Consider the following 18,276-nt stretch of genomic DNA (forward strand, 5'->3'; position numbering starts at 1 on the left):
TCGGATTTCAGCGGCAAGATGCTGAAAAAGTTGGGCAAATCCGGTTTTGCATCCTATGATGGCGCCTTCCCGCAATAGGCAGTCTGTTCGGAGTCATCATGCAAGTGGATGGAGTCCTGGGGTATCTGGCCAAGATCACCCGTTTCGATCGCAGCGCATTCACCCCGTTGTTTATCGCAGGTCAGCCCATGGGCTGTGTCAACCAGGTATGGCTGGCGCGGCTGCTGGAGAGCGAAGCCGCCTTGTTCCGCTTGCAGGCGGATGGTTTGCACTGCACGGTAGAGGGCGATTACGCCGCCATCAGCCATCAGCTGGACCAGGCCGCAAAACGCTGGCAAGCCGCCGGCTGGCTCAATGGCTGGCGCAATGAAAACTTTACCGCCTTCCTGCCGGATGCCACGCCGCTGTTCGAACTGGAACGCGCCGCCTTCCGTCCGCTAGGCCTGACCAGCCGTGCCGTACACCTGAACGGACTCACTCGACTGCCAGATGGCGAAGTACGCATGTGGCTGGGCCGCCGCAGCCCGGACAAGGCGGTAGACCCCAACCGCATGGACAATATGATGGGTGGCGGTATTGCTGCCGGCGAGTCCATCGAGCTGGCGCTGGAACGTGAAGGCTGGGAAGAGGCAGGTATTCCCGCCGACAAGCTGGAACTGTTGCCGCAAACCGGCGTGCTGCTGGCCGAGCGCCCGGTGCAGCGCGGTCTGCATCGCGAGTGGCTGCATGTGTACGACCTGTGGCTGTCTGGCAAGGAAGAGCCTTGCAATCAGGATGGCGAGGTGGCCGAGCATGTCTGTGTGCCACTGGCCGAAGTCGAGAATTTGCTGGTGGCAGAGCGCTTCATGATTGATGCCGCCCTGGTGGCCATTGATTGCCTGCTGCGCTTGCAGTATTGGGGCCCGCACAATCAGCAGGTGGCAGATGCCATGGCTGATTTACGCTTCCAGCCCGGTTTTGCCGAACACGCGGCGCACTGACAGCGGACTTTGCCCGTCCATGCACATGCCGGCCAAGAGGCCGGCTTTTTTGTGTCCGCTTCACGATCAGGGGCAGGTCTGGCATCATGTGCCGATCGTCGCAATAATTCCATTGGAAACCCCCTCGACTGGAGTGCATGATGTACCGATTGCGCCTGATTTCGCGTGAATTTGGCGTAGATGACACCGGGCCGTGGCATTCTACGCACGAGCAGGCACGCAAGGCCGCCAAGCTGATGTATCTGTTGTACAAGGGCAAGATCCGCGTCGAGATTCACCGGGTGGTAGACTTGCGTACCCGCAAAATGGAAAAAGTCGAAGACCTGCAATAAGCCCTGCTGGCAACATGACGGGTCAACAGCGTCGTCCCTAGGCTTTTGCCTGACAACACCCTCCACTTGGCATGCGCAGTCAATGCCTTGTCTTTACTGAATTTTCAGTCTTTCTTTAAATGGCTGTCTTCTTGCTTATTCTCGTCTACTAGTCCTAAGTATTACTTAGTATTTTTGAGAAATTTCCCCAATACTGTTCAGAAGTAGTTTGCTAGAAAAAGACAAATGCCAACGTACCCTCTGGCTGGGTGGTATTGGCTCATGCATTCGATGGTAGCTGCCACACCCTGCCTGGCTCGCCTTGCTTCTGGACGAGTGACCGGAGGCCGGCACATCGAATACTGAACAGTGGGAATGCCATGCACTTCTTGTTTCGCTGCTTCGTCATCTGCTGTTGTTTGCAGGCCATGCCCGGCATGGCGGCAACCTCGCTTGCTGCACCGACTACTGCTCCGCAGCCACTCACCTTGCTGGCTCAGCCACTCAATGTGCCAGGGCTGCTGGAGCTGACGCCGGAGGAAAGCAAGTGGCTGCATGACAAGCAAGTGCTGCGTCTTGGTGTTGCCCGCGATTTGCCGCCCTTTGACATCAGCAATATGAGCGGCACCTTTCAGGGCGTGAGTGCCGATGTGCTTGGCTATCTGGGCCAGACGCTGAAAGTAAAGCCCGTTGTGGTGAGCTATGCCAGCCGTCAACTGGCCATGGAAGCAGTGATGCGCGGTGAGATTGATTTGCTCAGTGCGGTCACGCCCTTCGAACTGCAACTCAACAAGTTGCAGCTGAGCAAGCCCTATCTGCGCGACATGCCTGTGCTGGTGGGGTTTGAGGAACCCAATCCGCACAAGGTGCGCATTGGCATGCGTCATCTCTACCATTCCCCTGCGCTGGCCAGGGAGGTCTACCCTGAGGCGGATATCAGTTATTTCGAGTCGGTAGCCAAAGGCTTGGCTGCCTTGCAAGCCCACCAGATTGACCTGTTCATGGGCGACGCCACCGCCATCAATTACGAAGCCAATCAGAATCTGGTGGATGACCTGCGCATCATTCGCCGTGCGCGCTGGGACAGTAACTGGTCCTTTGCCATGCCAGGTGGCAGTGGGCCCTTGCAAACGGCGGTCAACAAAGCGCTAGGACAGTTGGGCCAGGCCCAGCAGTTGCAATTGATGCAGCGCTGGAGTGGCGGCGCCATGTTCTTGCAGCCCTATGCCTTCCCCATCAACTTCACGCCGGCGGAGCGGGAATGGCTCAAACAGCACCCTGTGCTGCGAATTGCGGCCAGCCATACACTGGCACCGATTTCCTTTTTTGATGACCAAGGCGAATGGCGGGGTGCCACCGCCGAGCTGCTGGAGCTGATTGCGCCTCGCATCGGGGTGCGACTGGAAGTGAAGAAGTCGCACTCGCTGGAAAACACCATGGAAATGATGCGCTACAAGCAGGTTGACCTTGCGGTCACGCCAGTGCGCATTGGTGGTGAACACAAGTCGGGCCTGCTGCTGTCTGATCCGGTGACCTATCTTTCCTACAATCTGGTCATTCGCAACAATGCCGATGCGCCACGCAGTGTGGAAGACCTGCACAACAAGGTGATTGCGGTCAATCGCGGCCTGGTGGAAGCCATGGGCTGGGGCAAGGTACTGCCCGGTGCCATTTTCAAGGAGGTGAATAACCCGGTATCGGCATTCGACTTGGTGGAAAACGGCAAGGCCGACATGGCGCTGGTGGCCACCATGAACAGCCGTTACTACCTGCCCTTGCTGTTCAACGGCAAGCTGCGCGAGGTCAATATCACCGGCCTGCCCACCAATGCGCTGACGCTAGCCGTGCAGGCAGACGAGCCGATGCTGCGCGACATCATCAACAAGGCCTTGTTCAGCATCGGGCCGGAAAGCCTGGACAATCTGTTCAACGAACGCTGGCGCACCAATGTAGGGGCCAGCAACCAAAGCTGGTATGACTACAGCCTGGGGCTGATCTATCTGGTGATCGGAGTAGCCAGCATCCTGTTGCTGGTGTCCCTGGCCTGGAACAGCCGTTTGCGCAAGCAGATCGTCAAGCGGCAAACCGCCGAAAAAGCCCTTAACGACCAACTCAACTTCATGACCACGCTGATCGATGTCACCCCTTATCCGGTTTATGTGCTGGACCGAAAGGGCTTGCTCATCAGCTGCAACGAGCATTATTTGCAGGCGCTGGCGCTGACGCGTGAAGAGGCCATGAGCCATCGCGACAATATTGGCGGCCTCATCGACATTGATGACAAGACCCGCACCACACTGGCCCAGGATTACCAGCTGGCCATCGAATACGGTGTACCCATCCAGCGGGACCGGGAGGTCATGCTGAACAAGCAGCATGTCTCTGCCTTTCACTGGATCCAGCCGTTCCGCGATACCGAAGGGGTGATTCGCGGCGTGATATGCGGCTGGATTGACATCAGCGAACGGCGCCGGCTGATTGAAGAACTGCAAGCCGCCAAGGATCAGGCCGACAAGGCCAGCCAGGCCAAGACCACCTTCCTGGCCACCATGAGCCATGAAATCCGCACGCCGATGAGCGCCGTCATCGGCATGCTGGAGCTGGCCTTGCGTCAGGCCGAACACGGCATGGTCGACCGGCCGTCCTTGCAGGTGGCGTATGACTCGGCACAGGGGCTGTTGGGGCTGATTGGCGACATTCTGGATATCGTGCGCATCGAATCCGGTCATCTCAGCCTGAACCCGGAGCCTTGCAACCTGCTGGAGCTGTCCCAGTCCGTGGTGCGCGTTTTTGACGGACTGGCGCGGCAAAAGCAGCTGGGACTGTTTCTGGATGTGGAGCCGCCAGACCCGGCACAGTGGCAGGTCATGCTCGACCCGCTGCGCTTCAAGCAGATCCTGTCCAATCTGCTCAGCAATGCCATCAAGTTCACCACCCAGGGCAGCGTCAATGTCCGGGTCCGCCAAAGCCTGCTGCCCGATCAGCAGTTGCTGGTGCACATCCGCGTCACCGATACCGGTATCGGCATTTCCGAAGAAGACCAGCAGCGCCTGTTCATGCCGTTTGGCCAGGCACGTGGCACGGCACGCAATGTACACAGCGGGACGGGCCTGGGGCTGGTGATCAGCCGCACCCTGTGTGAAATGATGCAAGGCTCGCTCAACCTCAGCAGTCGCCTGTATGACGGCACCCGGCTGGATATCGAACTCAGGTTGCCGCTGTCGGAACAGGCCTATGTCCCGCCTGCGCCGGCCAGTCAGACCCCGGGCAGCAACGGGCTGGCCGATGAACTGGCCTTGCGCATCCTGGTGGTGGACGACAATGCGGCAAACCGGCTGCTGTTGGCCCAGCAACTGCGCTATCTGGGACACCAGACCAGCACGGCCACCCACGGCCGCGAAGGCCTGATGCTGTGGCAGCAGGGGCAGTTCCACGTGGTATTTACCGACTGCAACATGCCGGAAATGAATGGCTATCAGCTGGCACAGGCGATCCGGCAGCAAGAAGAACAGGAGCAACGCCCGCCTGTGTTGTTGCTGGGCTTCACCGCCAATGCCCTGCCGGACGAAAAGGCACGCTGTCTGGCTGCCGGTATGGACGACTGCCTGTTCAAACCCGTCAGCCTCTCCGGCCTGCGCGTCTGCCTGCAGCATCACATGAAAGACCGGCTGGAACTGGAAGAAAGCATCCCCGCCGTCAGTTACAGCCTGAATGAACTGGAGTTCATGGAAGACGAGCAGCTCCATCAGTTGCTGTCGCATCTGCGGCAAGGCTTGCAGGATGACACCGAGGCGCTCAGATCCCTCGTACTGCTGGGCAACAGCCCGGGGGTGGCCCGCCAGGCACACCAGATCAAGGGAGCCGCCCGCATCATCAGTGCCAGCCAGGTGATCAACAGCTGTCAGGCGCTGGAAGCCTATTGCCACGCGCATGAAGACATCAGCGAAGCCCTGCCACAGGTGCAAGCCCTGTATGCCGCGGTGGATGATTTGCAGGCGGTACTAGACAAGCAACTGCAAGCGCTCAGTTCGGCACAGGCCAATCAGGGTTCTTCATCCTGAGCCAGAACAGGACTGTTGCACCTGTCGTGCATTGACCGCGGCATGGTACTAGACTGATGACTTCAGAACCTTGCACGGACACCATCCGGCAAGCTGATATACCCGTTACAATCCGTGATGTTCATGTGCTTAAGGCCGTGGCCTGGGCACAGCTGTATATCACCGACGGAAGGAATTCCCTTATGCAAGGCAAACAAGCCATTATTGATTTGCTCAACACGCTGCTGGCTGGAGAGCTCACCGCGGTCGACCAGTACTTGCTGCATGGTGAAATGTATGCCGACATGGGCCTTGGCAAACTGGCGGAAAAGGCATTGCACGAATCCGCCCACGAGCGCGAACACGCGCAGGCCATCATCCAGCGCATCCTGTTTCTGGAAGGCAAGCCCGACCTGAGCAAGCGCGAAGCACTGCACATCGGCAAGACTGTTCCCGACATGCTCAAGGCAGACCTTGCACTGGAGTACAAGGTCACTGCTGCCTTGAAGCAAGGCATTGCCCAGTGTGAACAGGCAGAAGACTTTGTCAGCCGTGAAATGCTGGTACTGCAACTGGATGACACCGAAATGGACCACGCCTATTTCCTGGAAAAACAGCTGCGACTGATTGACCTGACCGGCCTGCCCAACTACCTGCAAAGCCAGATGGCGTAAGGACACCCATGAAAGCAGACAAATCCGTCATCAAGCTGCTCAACCACGTCTTGCGCAACGAACTGACCGCCATCAACCAGTATTTCCTGCACGCCCGCATGTTCCGTAACTGGGGCCTGGAGAGGCTGAACGACTACCAGTACAAGCAATCCATCCGCGTGATGAAGGAAGCGGATGAACTGATCGAGCGCATCCTGTTTCTGGAAGGCCTGCCCAATCTGCAAGACCTGGGCAAATTGCATATCGGCGAAAACGTGGAAGAGTGCCTGCGCAGCGACTTGCGCTATGAACTCGAAGTACAGCGCCCCTTGCTGGTAGAGGGCATCGCCCATTGCGAACAGAAGCAGGACTACGTCAGCCGCGAACTGCTGCAAGAACTGCTGGAACACTGCGAAGAAACCATAGACTGGCTGGAAACCCAGCTCAGCCTGATCCGGGATGTCAGCCTGGCCAACTACCTGCAAAGCCAGATCCAGTCCTGACCCATATCTTTATAGATGTCTACGCTGTAACCCCAGCCAGCCTGCAAACGCACGCTGGCTGTTTTACTGTAACGCATTCGACGTTCCGCATCCTTAGCGCATTTGCATTAGTGGCTCACCCAGGGCCTTTGCTCGATACACGCCCATACCTGTCCCACGCAGCCACACGTCCTTTGGTTGCTGCGGAGAAGGTGGATTGCCCAGGCCATGCCAAGGCGTAGCCCCGACAAAGGACATGGATCGATGAGATGGGGCAGACCAGTTTGTAGTCGACCGAAACTACTACCCTGGGGGTAGATGAACATTGTGTTCATGTATTTATGGTTGTTGGGTATGCTGGCAGTAGGATGTTTTTCTGAGGCTATCTAATAAATTATAAAGTTAGCCATGTAATCCAGCCGTTCCTTTACCTTTTCCCAGCTAGGCATCACTTGTCCCATGAGCCGGTAGAAGCGCTCACTGTGGTTGTGTTCGGCGAGGTGGCATAGCTCGTGCAGGATGACGTAATCAATACAATCTCTTGGCGCTTTGACCAGGTGAGGATTGAGCGTTAAGCGCCCAGCAGGGGAGCAACTACCCCATTGGGTTTGCATGCTTAGGACTCGCAGTGGTGGCTTTTCGCTTACCCATAGGGCTTGTTCCAGCATGGCTTCCAGTCTACGGGCAAAGACTTCTTTGGCACGTGTGTTGTACCAATCAACAAGCAAGGCGCTGATCTTCTCTGCCGACTTTTCACGTACCGTGACTTCGATCTTGCCTCGCAGCAGTTTTACTGCTGGCTTGTCTGAGGGGCTTTCGATGACCTTCAGGACGTACTGCTTGCCCAGGTAAAAGTGGCTTTCACCGCTGATGTACTGTCGTGGACGCACATGCTCCAGGCGTGAGCGGAACTCGCGAATTTGCTGATAAATCCAGCGACTACGCTGTTTAGCCGCTGCGATGACTTGCTCATCACTTGCTGATTCTGGTGCGCTGATTTGCACACGACAATCCGGCAGCACCTTGATCAGGATTTTGCTGCTGCTCTCTGTGCGCGGTAGCCGTTCGAAGTGAATCTGCTCGTCTGCATAGTTGAATGACAGTTTCGTTTTGCTTGGCTTTGGTTTTATTGCAACGTTCACCTCAAACCCCAGCAGCATTGAGGCCAACCCGGGTAATCTGCACCACCCATTCCACCATCGCCTTGGCCTGATCCATACCTGCTCCAATGGCTTTGCACTCTTTGAACAAGCGTGGCAGCAATTGCTTGCGGATGTTCGCCTCGATGTTTTGCGGGTTGATCGAATGCTCGCCAACCACTGTCTCAACCAGTTGGTCGATGTCAAAAGCCAGCTTCACCCATTTGCCCATCACCTGCGCATCGCTGATAGCGAAGACCTCGGGCAGTGTCTTCTTGAAAATGCCGAAATAGGCTTGTGCATGACGGTTGCCATTGAATGCATCCGGTAGCTCATCCAGCTGGCGTTGCTGCACTTTTTGTTCAAACTCGTGGAATAACAAGAATTGCTTGAGCGGGTGATCGAACAGCTTTTCAGCCTCGGCAATCGCGTCACGCAGCAGCTTGGAGAAAGCCTCTTGCGCATACGGATCATCACGCAACTCCTGCTCAATCATCTTGGCGACACGGGTTTTGATGATATCGGTTTCGTTGCGGGTTTTCTCTTCTGGCCAGTCTTCCGGTTTGGCTTTACTGCCCATCTTGCCGACTTCATAGGTGCCGCCCGGTTCACGTACGTCAACACCGACCACGTGCTTATCCAGCAATTTTTTTACCTGGGCGGCGTAGTCGTCGTAGTTGATGGTTTCGCCTGAATCTTGCTTTACCAATTGGCGCAGGCTGGAGAACTGCTTCACCGTTTCTTTGTAATGCTGGCGATCTGCGTCGCTAAAACTGGTGTCCTCAAAGAAGGTCGCAGACTGCAGTGCCACTTTCAGGCAGCCGGAGAACTCGCTCAGCGCTTCGTAAAAGTCATCACGCACCTTCTGGTTCACATCAACCAGCTCGCCGTTGCGCTCTTCGGTTTTCGGAATCAGTACCTGGCGCAGTTGTTCGATGTCGTTCTTGTTTTTGACACCATCAAAGATTGCCCACAACTGTTTGTATAAGCGCGGCAGGCGTTTGTATTCGGTGCTCATCTGGTTATAGAGGCCTGCGATATCGTTGATGTCGTAGCCGCCCTGAGTGCGCGAGGCCAAGTCCTGATACTTGGCAATGGTGGTATCCAGCTCGGCCAGAATGCCGCGATAGTCGATCAGCAAGCCGAATTTTTTCAGCGGATGCAGCCGGTTCACGCGAGCAATGGCCTGAATCAGGTTGTGCTCTTTCAGCGGCTTATCGATATACAGCACAGTGTTTTTCGGCTCATCAAAACCGGTCAGCAGTTTGTCCACCACAATCAGCAGCTTCAGTGCTTCATCCTTGTCGAAACGCTCGATGACCTGTCTGGTGTAGGCCTGCTCGTCTTGCGAGCCGACATTGTCTTTCCACCACTGAGTTACCTCCGGGATCGACGCCTCATCCACTTCCGAATTACCCTCGCGGGTATCTGGTGCGCTGATCACCACGGCCGATTCAAACAGCCCAGCTTCATCAAGGTATTTCTTGTACTTGATGGCTGATGCTTTACTGTCGCATGCCAGCTGGCCTTTCAGGCCGGCAGAGATGTTCTTGTCGAAGTGCTCGGCTATATCACGGGCAATCAGCTGAATACGATCATCTGCGCGATAAAGCTCACCGCGTTTGGCGTATTTACGTTTCAGGTCTGCCTTCTGATCTTCTGTCAGTTTGGTGGTAATGCGGGAAAAACCGGCATCAATCGCTCTGTCGTTGATATCCAGATCAGGAATGCGCTCTTCGTACAGCAATGGGGTGACCGCTTTGTCTTCCACTGCACGCTGCATGGTATAGGCATGCACAATCGGGCCAAATTTGCTGGTGGTCTTGTCGTCCTTCAGCAGCGGCGTGCCGGTAAAGGCCACGAAGGCGGCATTGGGCATGGCCAGCTTCATGCGGATATTGCTCTCGCCGCCCTGGCTGCGGTGGCCTTCATCAATCAGCACAATGATGTCGGGGCTGGTATTCACACACTCCGGCAGCTTGGTTGCGGTATTGAATTTCTGGACCAAGGTGAAAATGATGCGTTCGGTACCACTGCCAATCTGCTCTGCCAGCCGCTTGCCAGAGGTAGCCAGCGCAGCTTCCTTGTCTTTCTTGCCGGAAAGCTCTCCGCCAGAAGCAAAGGTTTTGGAGAGCTGGCCTTCCAGGTCTACCCGGTCAGTCACCACCACAATGCGGCATTGCTTGAGCGAAGCATGCAGGATCAGCGCCTTGCTCAGGAACACCATCGTGAACGACTTGCCCGAACCCGTGGTATGCCAGATCACGCCGCCTTCACGTCCACCGTCAGCGCGGCGGGTATTGATACGGGCAATCAAGCTCTTGATGCCAAACACCTGCTGATAGCGGGCCACGATCTTGCCGACTTTTTTATCGTACAGCGTAAAGTAACGCACCATCTCCAGCAGGCGGGCTGGCCCAAGCAGACTGATCAGCAACTTGTCCTGTCCGGTTACCGCCAGTTCACCGGCAGACAGCAGCGATTGATACCAAGCCAGATCCTTCGCCTGGCGGTGATCAAACAGGGTGTTGGTCTGTAGCGGGTTAAGTGGTTTGTTCTTGATCGCATACATTTCGGCATCAGAGATATCCTCTTCGCGCCATGCAGCGAAAAATTTCTCTGGCGTGCCGCAGGTGCCATAGCGGCCATCGGTGCCGTTGATGGATAAAATCAGCTGGGCATAGGCAAACAGGCGCGGGATTTCATCAAAGCGCTGGTTGCGCAGTGATTGCGAAATTCCCTCGGCAATGGTTGGGCCATTTTTGGCATTACCATCGGGGCGCTTGGCCTCGATCACCACCAGCGGAATGCCATTCACAAAGCAGACGATATCAGGGCGACGGCTATCAATGCCGCCCGTCCGCGTTACGCTGTATTCCTCGGTAAACAGGAAGCTGTTGTTCTCTGGCGTTTCCCAATCGATCAGCGCAATGGTCGGGTTGGCCTTTTTACCATCGACGAACTCGGTCACCGAAATGCCGTACAGCATGTGGTTGTAGAGCTTTTCATTGGCCAGCGCCAGGCCTTCATTCAGCGCCGGGCTGCACACCTCGGCGATCAGCTTATCAACCGCTTTATCCGACAAAGCCTGTTCACGCCCCTCGAAGCGAAAGCGGCGTGTTTGTAGGACCTGCCGTAGCTCGTCACGCAACACCACTTCATCGTACTTGTTACCACGCTTGGCCAAAGCCTGATCCGGTGGCAGGAAAGTCCAGCCAAGGTTGGTGAGTAGCGCTAGTGCGGGGATTTTTGCGCTGTATTCTTCTTGAAATTTTGGAGAGGGATTCATCCCATCATTCCTTTGTGTGCATGTACTAGGCCCGTCATTGATAGCGGCTTGCTCGATCCGGCGATGAACTCACCTGTATTTGCGAAGAGGTCACTCGTATTTGCGAAGAGGTCACTCGTATTTGCGAAGAGGTCACTCGTATTTGCAGCGAAGTCACCTGTATTTGGGCAGAGGTCACCTGTATTTGAAGGGCAAGTCACTCGCATTTACCACGGAGGTCAGTTGTTCGGCTTTACCGAGCAACTGAAACTTCAACGTTGATGTTATGCCGCAAGGCGGCCACGCAAAATATTGCTAAGAACAGGTGCAAACGGCTCCAGCTTGCCGTTTTGAGGCCGGGCCAGATCATCTATCAACATGCGGATCAGCTCTGCATCTTCTTCAAGCTGGAGCTGATCAGGATCGTCGCCATAATTGGCCCAGATCAGGCCATCTACTAGCTGTTTGCGCTTTTCAATCAGGGCTTTGTTGTTTTGCTCTGTATCACCGAGATTCAGCACTCTGATGGCTTCGCGAGCGCGGTCTGATAGGCCTTCCACCCGACCACTCAGCTTGAAGCGCAGCTCGGTTTCGCACTCGGACATCAGCGGAGTAAGCGGCAATGGTTGGGAGCCATGAGCGGCATCACATTGCTTCTTTGTCTTACAGCTAGCAACAATATTGAGGTGATCCAGACTTCTTCGCCGATTGAGTTTTCTGGCTTCAACATGCTCGTTCACGGTGTCTGCACTATCCCCCGTGATGCGATCACAACAATAAGCGCACAGATAAAATTGCTCGTGCGCATTACAGTGGCTCAGGTCGGAAACAATACCCCATTGCTGCTGTTGGTAAAGTGCTTCGAACCATTGGTTTTCATCTTGATCGGCTGGCTTGCGCCGGACCCAGTCAGTGAAGCTGGGAGGAGGTGCTAGCGCCTTAGTTATTTTTCGCACGGCGCAGCTCCTCTTTGCGCAATAGCAGACGTGCTTTGGCCAGCTCCAGGTTCTGAGCGGGTAGTTCTGCTTGCAACTCATTCAGCAAGGCTTGCGCCGCATCGAGCCTGCCATCTTCAATCAAATCCCGCAGATCGTTGATGCGTGTGTTGATCGTTGCATTGCGGATATCGGTATGCATCACATCCAGCAATACCGTATTGGCATCCTGACCGTACTGCGATGGCACTGGCGTCAGCTCGCCATTGTCCAGCGCATATACCAACACATCTTTGCAATCACTGATGACCAATGGCGAATGCGTGGTCAGTACAAACTGGCAATTCGGGAAAGTGCTGGTCAAGCGCGCGATGATGGTGCGCGCCCATTGCGGATGCAGGTGCATGTCCACCTCGTCGATCAGTACGATTCCGTCGCCATGCAAGGGGTTTTCCAGCGTCGGATTCATCATCGCCAGGCGGCGGGCAATATCGCCCACCAGTGCCATCAGTGATTTTTCACCCTGCGACAGCTGGAGGACATTGAGCGTCTCGCCGTCTTTATCAATCGACATATGCAGACGTGGCCTGCGGCGCACTTTCAGGTTGGAAAAGCCTGGCATGAACATTTCAATGGCAGTGCGAACGGCGGTCAATTGCCGGTCTTTTGCCGAGGCATTGATTTTCTGCAATTCCTTCCAGATCGCCTCATTCCTGGTGTGAGCAATCACTTTCTGTAGTTGCTCCAGCACTTCATCAGGAACTGCTGCTTCGTTTTCGCTGTCTTCGCGCTCGCGAAACCACTCAAAGAAACGGCGAAAGTCGACACCCTGATTCAAGGAGTTGTCATAGCCATCCAACTGCAAAAACGAATGTTTCTCCTTGATTTTGAGCGGAATATCCAGCACCACGCGTTCTACCGGGTAAAAGGCAATCAGTGGCAGGCTGGCATGTTCGTCAGCAGTCAGACTGGTGCGGTACTTATCAGCCAGACGGGCCGTATCATGCAGGGACGAGCTGTGTTCAGCTTTTTTACCAGGACGTGATCTGGCAAGCGTCCATTGAAAAAATACACCGTGATCAAGAATGGCCACATGAACAGCCGCCGACGCGGCACCATTCAGAATTACCTCTTCCGGAATGGGGCTGCCAGCACCCTTATCGCTACGCAGCCTTGCCACAAACCAGCTCAGACTGGTAGCCAGTGACTTCAGAATCGAGGTTTTACCTGCCCCATTGTTGCCGATCAGCACCGTGACATTGGATGGCACTGATGTCGTAGGTGCGAGCGCAATCTCCTGGGCGCGAAAACGGCCGAGGTTCTCCAGCGCGAGTTTGCTGATTTCCATATTTCTTACCCCTTGTTGGCCTGCGCATCGACCTTAACCCGCCGCTTGCCGGTGAGCAAGGCTTGCATCAGGGCTTTTTTCTCTTGTTTCAGACCGTCGAGCTGGGATTGCAGGCTTTCGATTTCTTGATCAGTATCCATCAATACGGATGCAATTTTTTGTTGCTCAACCAACTCTGGAAGTAAGAACTCCATTTTTTCGAAGTCATGCTTTGATAATTCCAAAAAAGTGGAGCCGGACGCTTTTCTAATGAATTGATGAATGAAAAAAGCAAACAAGAAGTAAAGAAACTCGACACAGTGCTTGTCGTTTGGTATGAGATTTTTAAATCCCTGATTTGTTGTTATCTCAGTAGTTGAAATTGCCATGGCACCGATAGTTGCTCGGGTACAAATCAATAGCGTTCCCGGTGGAAGCAATTTGGCTGCGCTATCTTTAACGCCTGCAGCAGTGATTTTTCGACTCGTTTCTTTTACATATTTCCCCGTGAGCGCTGTCACGTCGGTTGGAGTTAGCCAATTAATTTCTCCATTCCAATAGTCTTCATTGTCAGTATCAGGTGTGCCACCTGAAACGACTCTCCCCATTTGCGCAATACTGGTTAGTTTCCACTCCCCCTCAAGCCCCGGAAAGCGTTTTTTGCCAGTGAGCAGTTGTTGCATCAGGGCTTTTTTTTGCTGACGGGCGAGGTCGAGCAGACGCTCGGTGGTGGCGATAGCCTGATCCCAAGCAGAGAGGATTTGGGCGATTTTCTTTTGTTCATCAATAGGTGGAATTAACCCGACTACTGAACATAATCTATCAGGTGATGTGTGCTTAACTTTTGTTCCCGTTGATTGTTCTGTTATTTGCTTTCGCGAAGAAGGGTTATTGAAAAATAAATACAAAAATTCCAAGCAAACTTTACTTGAATTTAATATTTGAACCAAGCCCAACCGCTGGTTATGAAGATATTTATCATTTTCAGGAACAAAAAGTGCACTGCCTAGCAAGCCTTCAGCCTGCTCTGTCATTGCCAGCAACATGTCGCCTTTAGTTAATAAATAACCATCAGGAACATCGCCAAAGTAATACTTTGTTTTCGATTTTTGATCTCGAAACCCTCCATCTTCATAAAAACTTCCGGGCGTTAACAAGACAAGCGAACCACTGTCAGTGAAGTATTCACTTTTGAATGCAAAACCGTGTTTTATCGAGATGTATTCTTGTAGGTTTCTTTTTTCCCACCCATTAGGCACCATAACCCAGCTCCTGCAGATATTTTACCATCTCGGTTTCCAGCGCGTTTAATTGCGCTTTCAGCTGCTCGCGTTCGGCCCGTACCGCCAACAGGTCGATTTCCTCTTCTTCTTCAAAGGTATCGACGTAGCGCGGGATGTTGAGGTTGAAGTCGTTATCCTTGATCTCGGCAAAGCTCGCCAGATAGGCGTATTTATCAATGCTCTGGCCTTCGCGGTAGGTGCTGACGATTTTGGCGATGTTGTCTTCGGTGAGCTGGTTCTGGTTTTTACCGGCTTTGCATTCGCGGCTGGCGTCGATAAACAGCACGTTGGTGTCGGACTTTTCCTTGCTGAAAATCAGGATCGCCGCCGGAATACCGGTGCCGTAGAACAGTTTTTCCGGCAGGCCGATTACGGCGTCGAGCAGGTTTTCTTCGATCAGCTTCTGGCGGATGGCGCCCTCGCTGCTGCTACGGAACAGCACGCCATGCGGCACCACCACCCCCATGCGGCCGCTGCCGGGTTTCAGTGTTTCGATCATGTGCAGGATAAAGGCGTAGTCGCCCTTGGTTTTGGGTGGTATGCCACGGCGGAAGCGGCTGTATTTATCGTTTTCGGCTTCGTCATGCCCCCATTTTTCCAGGCTAAACGGCGGGTTGGCGGTGACGATGTCGAACAGCATCAGCTCGCCGTTTTTATCCAGCAGCTTGGGGTTGCGGATGGTGTCGCCCCATTCGATCTTGTGGTTGTCTTCTCCATGCAGAAACATATTCATCTTGGCCAGCGACCAGGTCGAGCCGATGGCTTCCTGCCCGTATAGCGCGTAGTTTTTGCTGCCGTGATTGCTGACCACTTTGCGGCCACACTTCATCAATAGCGAGGCCGAGCCGCAGGCTGGGTCGCAAATGGTGTCGCCCGGCTGCGGGTCGAGCAGCTCGGCGATCAGTTCGGAAACTTCGGGAGGAGTATAGAATTCACCGGCTTTCTGGCCACCGCTGGCGGCGAAGTTCTTGATCAGAAACTCATAGCCGTTGCCGATGATGTCGAGCGTGCCGACGAGGCTGGGTTTGAGGTTGAGTTCGGGCTTGGCAAAATCTTCCAGCAGGTGACGCAGAATGGTGTTTTTCTGCTTTTCTTCACCCAGCTTGTCGGTGTTGAAGCTGATGTCCTGAAACACGCTTTTGCCTGCGTCCTTGAGCTTGGTGCCGTTGGCTTCTTCAATCGCGTGCAAAGCCTGATCAATACGCTCGCCATTGCCCGGCTCGTGCCGGCGTTCGTACAGCTTGTAGAAGCTGGCCTCGCGGGGCAACACGAAGCGTTCGTTTTTCAGCATTTCTGCTATCAGTTCGGGCTCGTCACCGTATTCTTTTTGATAGCCGTCGTAGTGGTCCTGCCATACATCGCTGATGTACTTCAGAAACAGCATGGTGAGCACGAAATCTTTATAAGTATCGGCGCTGATGGTGCCGCGGAAGGTATCGCAAGCCGCCCATAGCGCTTTGTTGATGTCGTCCTGATTGATTTGGTCGGTCATGGTGCTTCCTTTGATGGCGTATTTTTAACGATATTGTTTGGCAGTAACTGGCTTGGGGAGCAGGTCGGCGGCTAGCTGATTGGCAATTGCCGCCTGCATTTGCTCGTTATTCCGGCGTAGTTGTTCGATCAGACGCAGCTCTTGCTGCAAGGTATGGGTTAGGCCAACGATGGTGTGTTGCCTTGCCATCGAAGGTACGACAATGGGCATCTCGTCCAATGCACTGCGCTTGATGGCTTTGGTCAGGGTCCCTTCGGCGTTCAGGTTAAAGTAACGCTGGCAGGGTGGCTGGTTGAGAAACCAGCACAGGTATTCCGGCAGTATCTTGTTTTTCGCAACGCGGACAATGAAAAACTGCGGTGCGGCAATGGCTTGCTTGCCAATTACTGTGAGTGTCGCGTCAATCAGTACCGCGTAATTGTGACTGCCACGCGCAGCAACCAGGATGTCACCAATTTGCAGATAGTCATTCCGGTGACCAGTGGGTTCGGTTTCAATGCACTCAGCCCAATTCACATTGTCCAGTACTGATGCATCTTTCATCTGTACAGCCACCACGCCGGAGCCTCGACTCTCGATAATTTTCCCTCTGAAGGGGTGTCCGGCAGAGATTCTGGCAAGGTCTTTCATGCGTAGTAGTTGCATAGCCACAGATGTTTCTTTGTTGATGATGCACTTTATGCTGCTTGCGTTGTGTCTGTCAAATTCTTTGTTTCTTGCTTGTTACTGCACAAATTCCACGCATATGAACGTGGCTTTATGCATGAAAAGTTTGATCCATGCCATCAGTTTCCAAGGCGACACTGGGGTGCTAGAGGGGCAACACTATATTTCTTTGCAACAATCGTGCTTGTATAGGTGCCGATTGATGGTCGAATTCACTGGCCCTGGTGTTGCAAGCCATGCGGTGCAGTACCGCTAAGGTGCGGTTGGAGAGCGGCACTAGGTGTCCGGGGCGGTGTTCTTGAGTTTTTCCTGCAGCTTGTGGTGCTTTGGTGGAATGGTCCACAAGGCCTTATTGAAGTCGATCTCTTTTCATCTTGGCTCTGACGGTTCACTAACTCTGGTGAGCGTAAGAGGCCCAGTTCCATCATTAAAGCGGTCTGTTTGCTGCAATCGAAAGATTTGTGGAGGCTTGAGGAAGTCTGACCAGTCATTCTGATGTAGTTCACGGCGTGGATAGCTGGGTTGGTCTGGTCGCTGGTTGCCATCGCCACAACACATTCTTCGAAAGAAAATTTGCAGATTCTGGCTATGGCTACGTCAAAGAAGACCGAGGGGAATTTCAGGTGTGACGGATGAGGGGTAAGTCGGGAAATGCCGAGAGTCCCCCAGGAAGTCCCCCAGAGGTATTTTGAGTGTTGCTGCGTGGAGTTGTGTTGCGATAAATTATTGATTTTATTGGCGCACCCGACAGGGATCGAACCTGTGACCTTCAGCTTCGGAAACTGACACTCTATCCAACTGAGCTACGGGTGCGCTGTGATGTTGCTGCAAAGCAGGGCGGATCATAGCGCAAAGGGCATGCCCGAGTCCAGTGTATGGTTTTTGCCTTGCTTCGCGGCTTACCGTATAATCCCACTCCATCTTAATTGTCATTTTTTTCAGGCGAGGCTCGAATGAGTAATGAGAACGGAATGGCTCCCGGTCAGGTTATCAAGGTCCTGGTTGGCGTCGTTGTTGGTCTGGTAGTGGCAATCTGGTTGCTGGCCAAGCTGGCTACCGGTGGTTACAACGTTGATGCCGAGGTCATGACCAAGGAGGCTGTTGCCGCTCGTCTGAAACCGGTAGGCGAAGCCAAGGTCAGCGATGCACCTCCGGGCATGCGTACCGGCGAGCAGGTATTCAAGGCCATTTGTATTTCCTGTCACGGCCAGGGCCTGGCTGGTTCGCCCAAGTTTGGTGATGCCGGTGCCTGGGGCCCGCGTATTGCCAAGGGTTGGGATGTGCTGACCCAGCATGCGCTGCAAGGCTTCAACGCCATGCCGGCCAAGGGTGGCGCTGCTGACCTGACCGACGATGAAGTAAAACGTGCTGTTGCCTACATGGGTAATGCAGGTGGTGCCAAGTTTACCGAACCGCCGGTTGGTGGCGCTGCTGCTGGTGCTCCGGCTGACCCGGCTGTGGTTGGCAAGAAGATTTACGAAAGCGTTTGCGTGGCCTGCCATGGCAGTGGTGCTGCCGGTGCGCCGAAGTTTGGCGACAAGGCTGCCTGGGCTGAGCGTACCAAGGTGGGTCTGGACGAAGTGGTGAAGATTGCTACCAAGGGCCTGAACGCCATGCCGCCCAAGGGTGGTTTCGGTGGTAGCGATACGGAATTCCGTGCAGCTGTCGAATACATGGTGAATAACGCCAAATAAGCGGAA

Annotated in this window: 13 protein-coding genes and 1 tRNA gene; 6 read left to right on the top strand and 8 right to left on the bottom strand. The window is 54.3% G+C overall.

Going from position 1 to position 18,276, the window contains the following annotated elements:
• Nucleotides 1-98 precede the first annotated feature (98 nt).
• From DKK66_RS09930 to bfr (DKK66_RS09950), 5 genes are all read left to right on the top strand, one after another.
• The gene (locus DKK66_RS09930; protein ID WP_131357621.1) at nt 99-980 is read left to right on the top strand and encodes an NUDIX hydrolase family protein; all 882 of its coding nucleotides are present in this window, start codon (nt 99-101) and stop codon (nt 978-980) included.
• Nucleotides 981-1,117: 137 nt separating this feature from the next.
• Nucleotides 1,118-1,312 carry a hypothetical protein gene (locus DKK66_RS09935; protein WP_062788859.1) on the top strand — a complete coding sequence of 65 codons (195 nt, stop codon included), beginning with the start codon at nt 1,118-1,120 and terminating at the stop codon, nt 1,310-1,312.
• Between the two features lie 359 nt (nt 1,313-1,671).
• Nucleotides 1,672-5,352: a transporter substrate-binding domain-containing protein gene (locus tag DKK66_RS09940; RefSeq protein ID WP_131357624.1), complete on the top strand. Its 3,681-nt coding sequence runs from the start codon at nt 1,672-1,674 to the stop codon at nt 5,350-5,352.
• Nucleotides 5,353-5,534: 182 nt separating this feature from the next.
• Nucleotides 5,535-6,005 (top strand): bacterioferritin, encoded by a 471-nt coding sequence (bfr, locus tag DKK66_RS09945; protein ID WP_045846700.1) that lies wholly within the window; start codon nt 5,535-5,537, stop codon nt 6,003-6,005.
• 8 nt (nt 6,006-6,013) lie between these two features.
• A complete protein-coding gene (bfr, locus tag DKK66_RS09950) occupies nt 6,014-6,487 on the top strand; it encodes a bacterioferritin (protein ID WP_045846699.1) in 474 nt (157 codons plus the stop codon).
• Nucleotides 6,488-6,852: 365 nt separating this feature from the next.
• On the opposite strand, the gene DKK66_RS09955 is transcribed toward bfr (DKK66_RS09950), so the two are convergent.
• The 8 genes from DKK66_RS09955 to DKK66_RS09995 all read right to left on the bottom strand — a co-directional run bounded on the left by DKK66_RS09955 (nt 6,853) and on the right by DKK66_RS09995 (nt 17,389).
• Nucleotides 6,853-7,626, bottom strand: coding sequence for a M48 family metallopeptidase (locus tag DKK66_RS09955; RefSeq protein ID WP_131357627.1), 774 nt, complete (start codon nt 7,624-7,626; stop codon nt 6,853-6,855).
• Nucleotides 7,610-10,894: a type I restriction endonuclease subunit R gene (locus tag DKK66_RS09960; RefSeq protein ID WP_131357630.1), complete on the bottom strand. Its 3,285-nt coding sequence runs from the start codon at nt 10,892-10,894 to the stop codon at nt 7,610-7,612. Before DKK66_RS09960 ends, DKK66_RS09955 begins: the two co-directional genes overlap by 17 nt.
• Before the next feature lie 263 nt (nt 10,895-11,157).
• A complete protein-coding gene (locus tag DKK66_RS09970) occupies nt 11,158-11,829 on the bottom strand; it encodes a hypothetical protein (RefSeq protein WP_131357636.1) in 672 nt (223 codons plus the stop codon).
• Entirely contained in the window at nt 11,813-13,156 is a 1,344-nt protein-coding gene (locus DKK66_RS09975) for an AAA family ATPase (RefSeq protein WP_131357639.1), read from the bottom strand. The genes DKK66_RS09970 and DKK66_RS09975 overlap by 17 nt, the downstream gene beginning before the upstream one ends.
• 5 nt (nt 13,157-13,161) lie before the next feature.
• On the bottom strand, nt 13,162-14,397 hold the full coding sequence (locus DKK66_RS09980) for a restriction endonuclease subunit S (protein ID WP_131357642.1): 1,236 nt from the start codon (nt 14,395-14,397) through the stop codon (nt 13,162-13,164).
• Nucleotides 14,387-15,910 (bottom strand): type I restriction-modification system subunit M, encoded by a 1,524-nt coding sequence (locus DKK66_RS09985; protein WP_207389866.1) that lies wholly within the window; start codon nt 15,908-15,910, stop codon nt 14,387-14,389. The genes DKK66_RS09980 and DKK66_RS09985 overlap by 11 nt, the downstream gene beginning before the upstream one ends.
• Before the next feature lie 24 nt (nt 15,911-15,934).
• Nucleotides 15,935-16,540: a restriction endonuclease subunit S gene (locus DKK66_RS09990; protein ID WP_207389867.1), complete on the bottom strand. Its 606-nt coding sequence runs from the start codon at nt 16,538-16,540 to the stop codon at nt 15,935-15,937.
• Nucleotides 16,541-17,312: 772 nt separating this feature from the next.
• Nucleotides 17,313-17,389, bottom strand: a tRNA-Arg gene (locus DKK66_RS09995).
• A gap of 140 nt (nt 17,390-17,529) precedes the next feature.
• Between DKK66_RS09995 and DKK66_RS10000 the strand changes: the two genes are divergently transcribed.
• Complete coding sequence (locus DKK66_RS10000; RefSeq protein WP_045846698.1) at nt 17,530-18,270, top strand: cytochrome c5 family protein; 741 nt, start codon at nt 17,530-17,532, stop codon at nt 18,268-18,270.
• The last annotated feature ends 6 nt before the right edge of the window (nt 18,271-18,276 follow it).

The organism is Aquitalea sp. USM4 (assembly GCF_004328945.1).
GTDB classification, from domain to species: domain Bacteria; phylum Pseudomonadota; class Gammaproteobacteria; order Burkholderiales; family Chromobacteriaceae; genus Aquitalea; species Aquitalea pelogenes.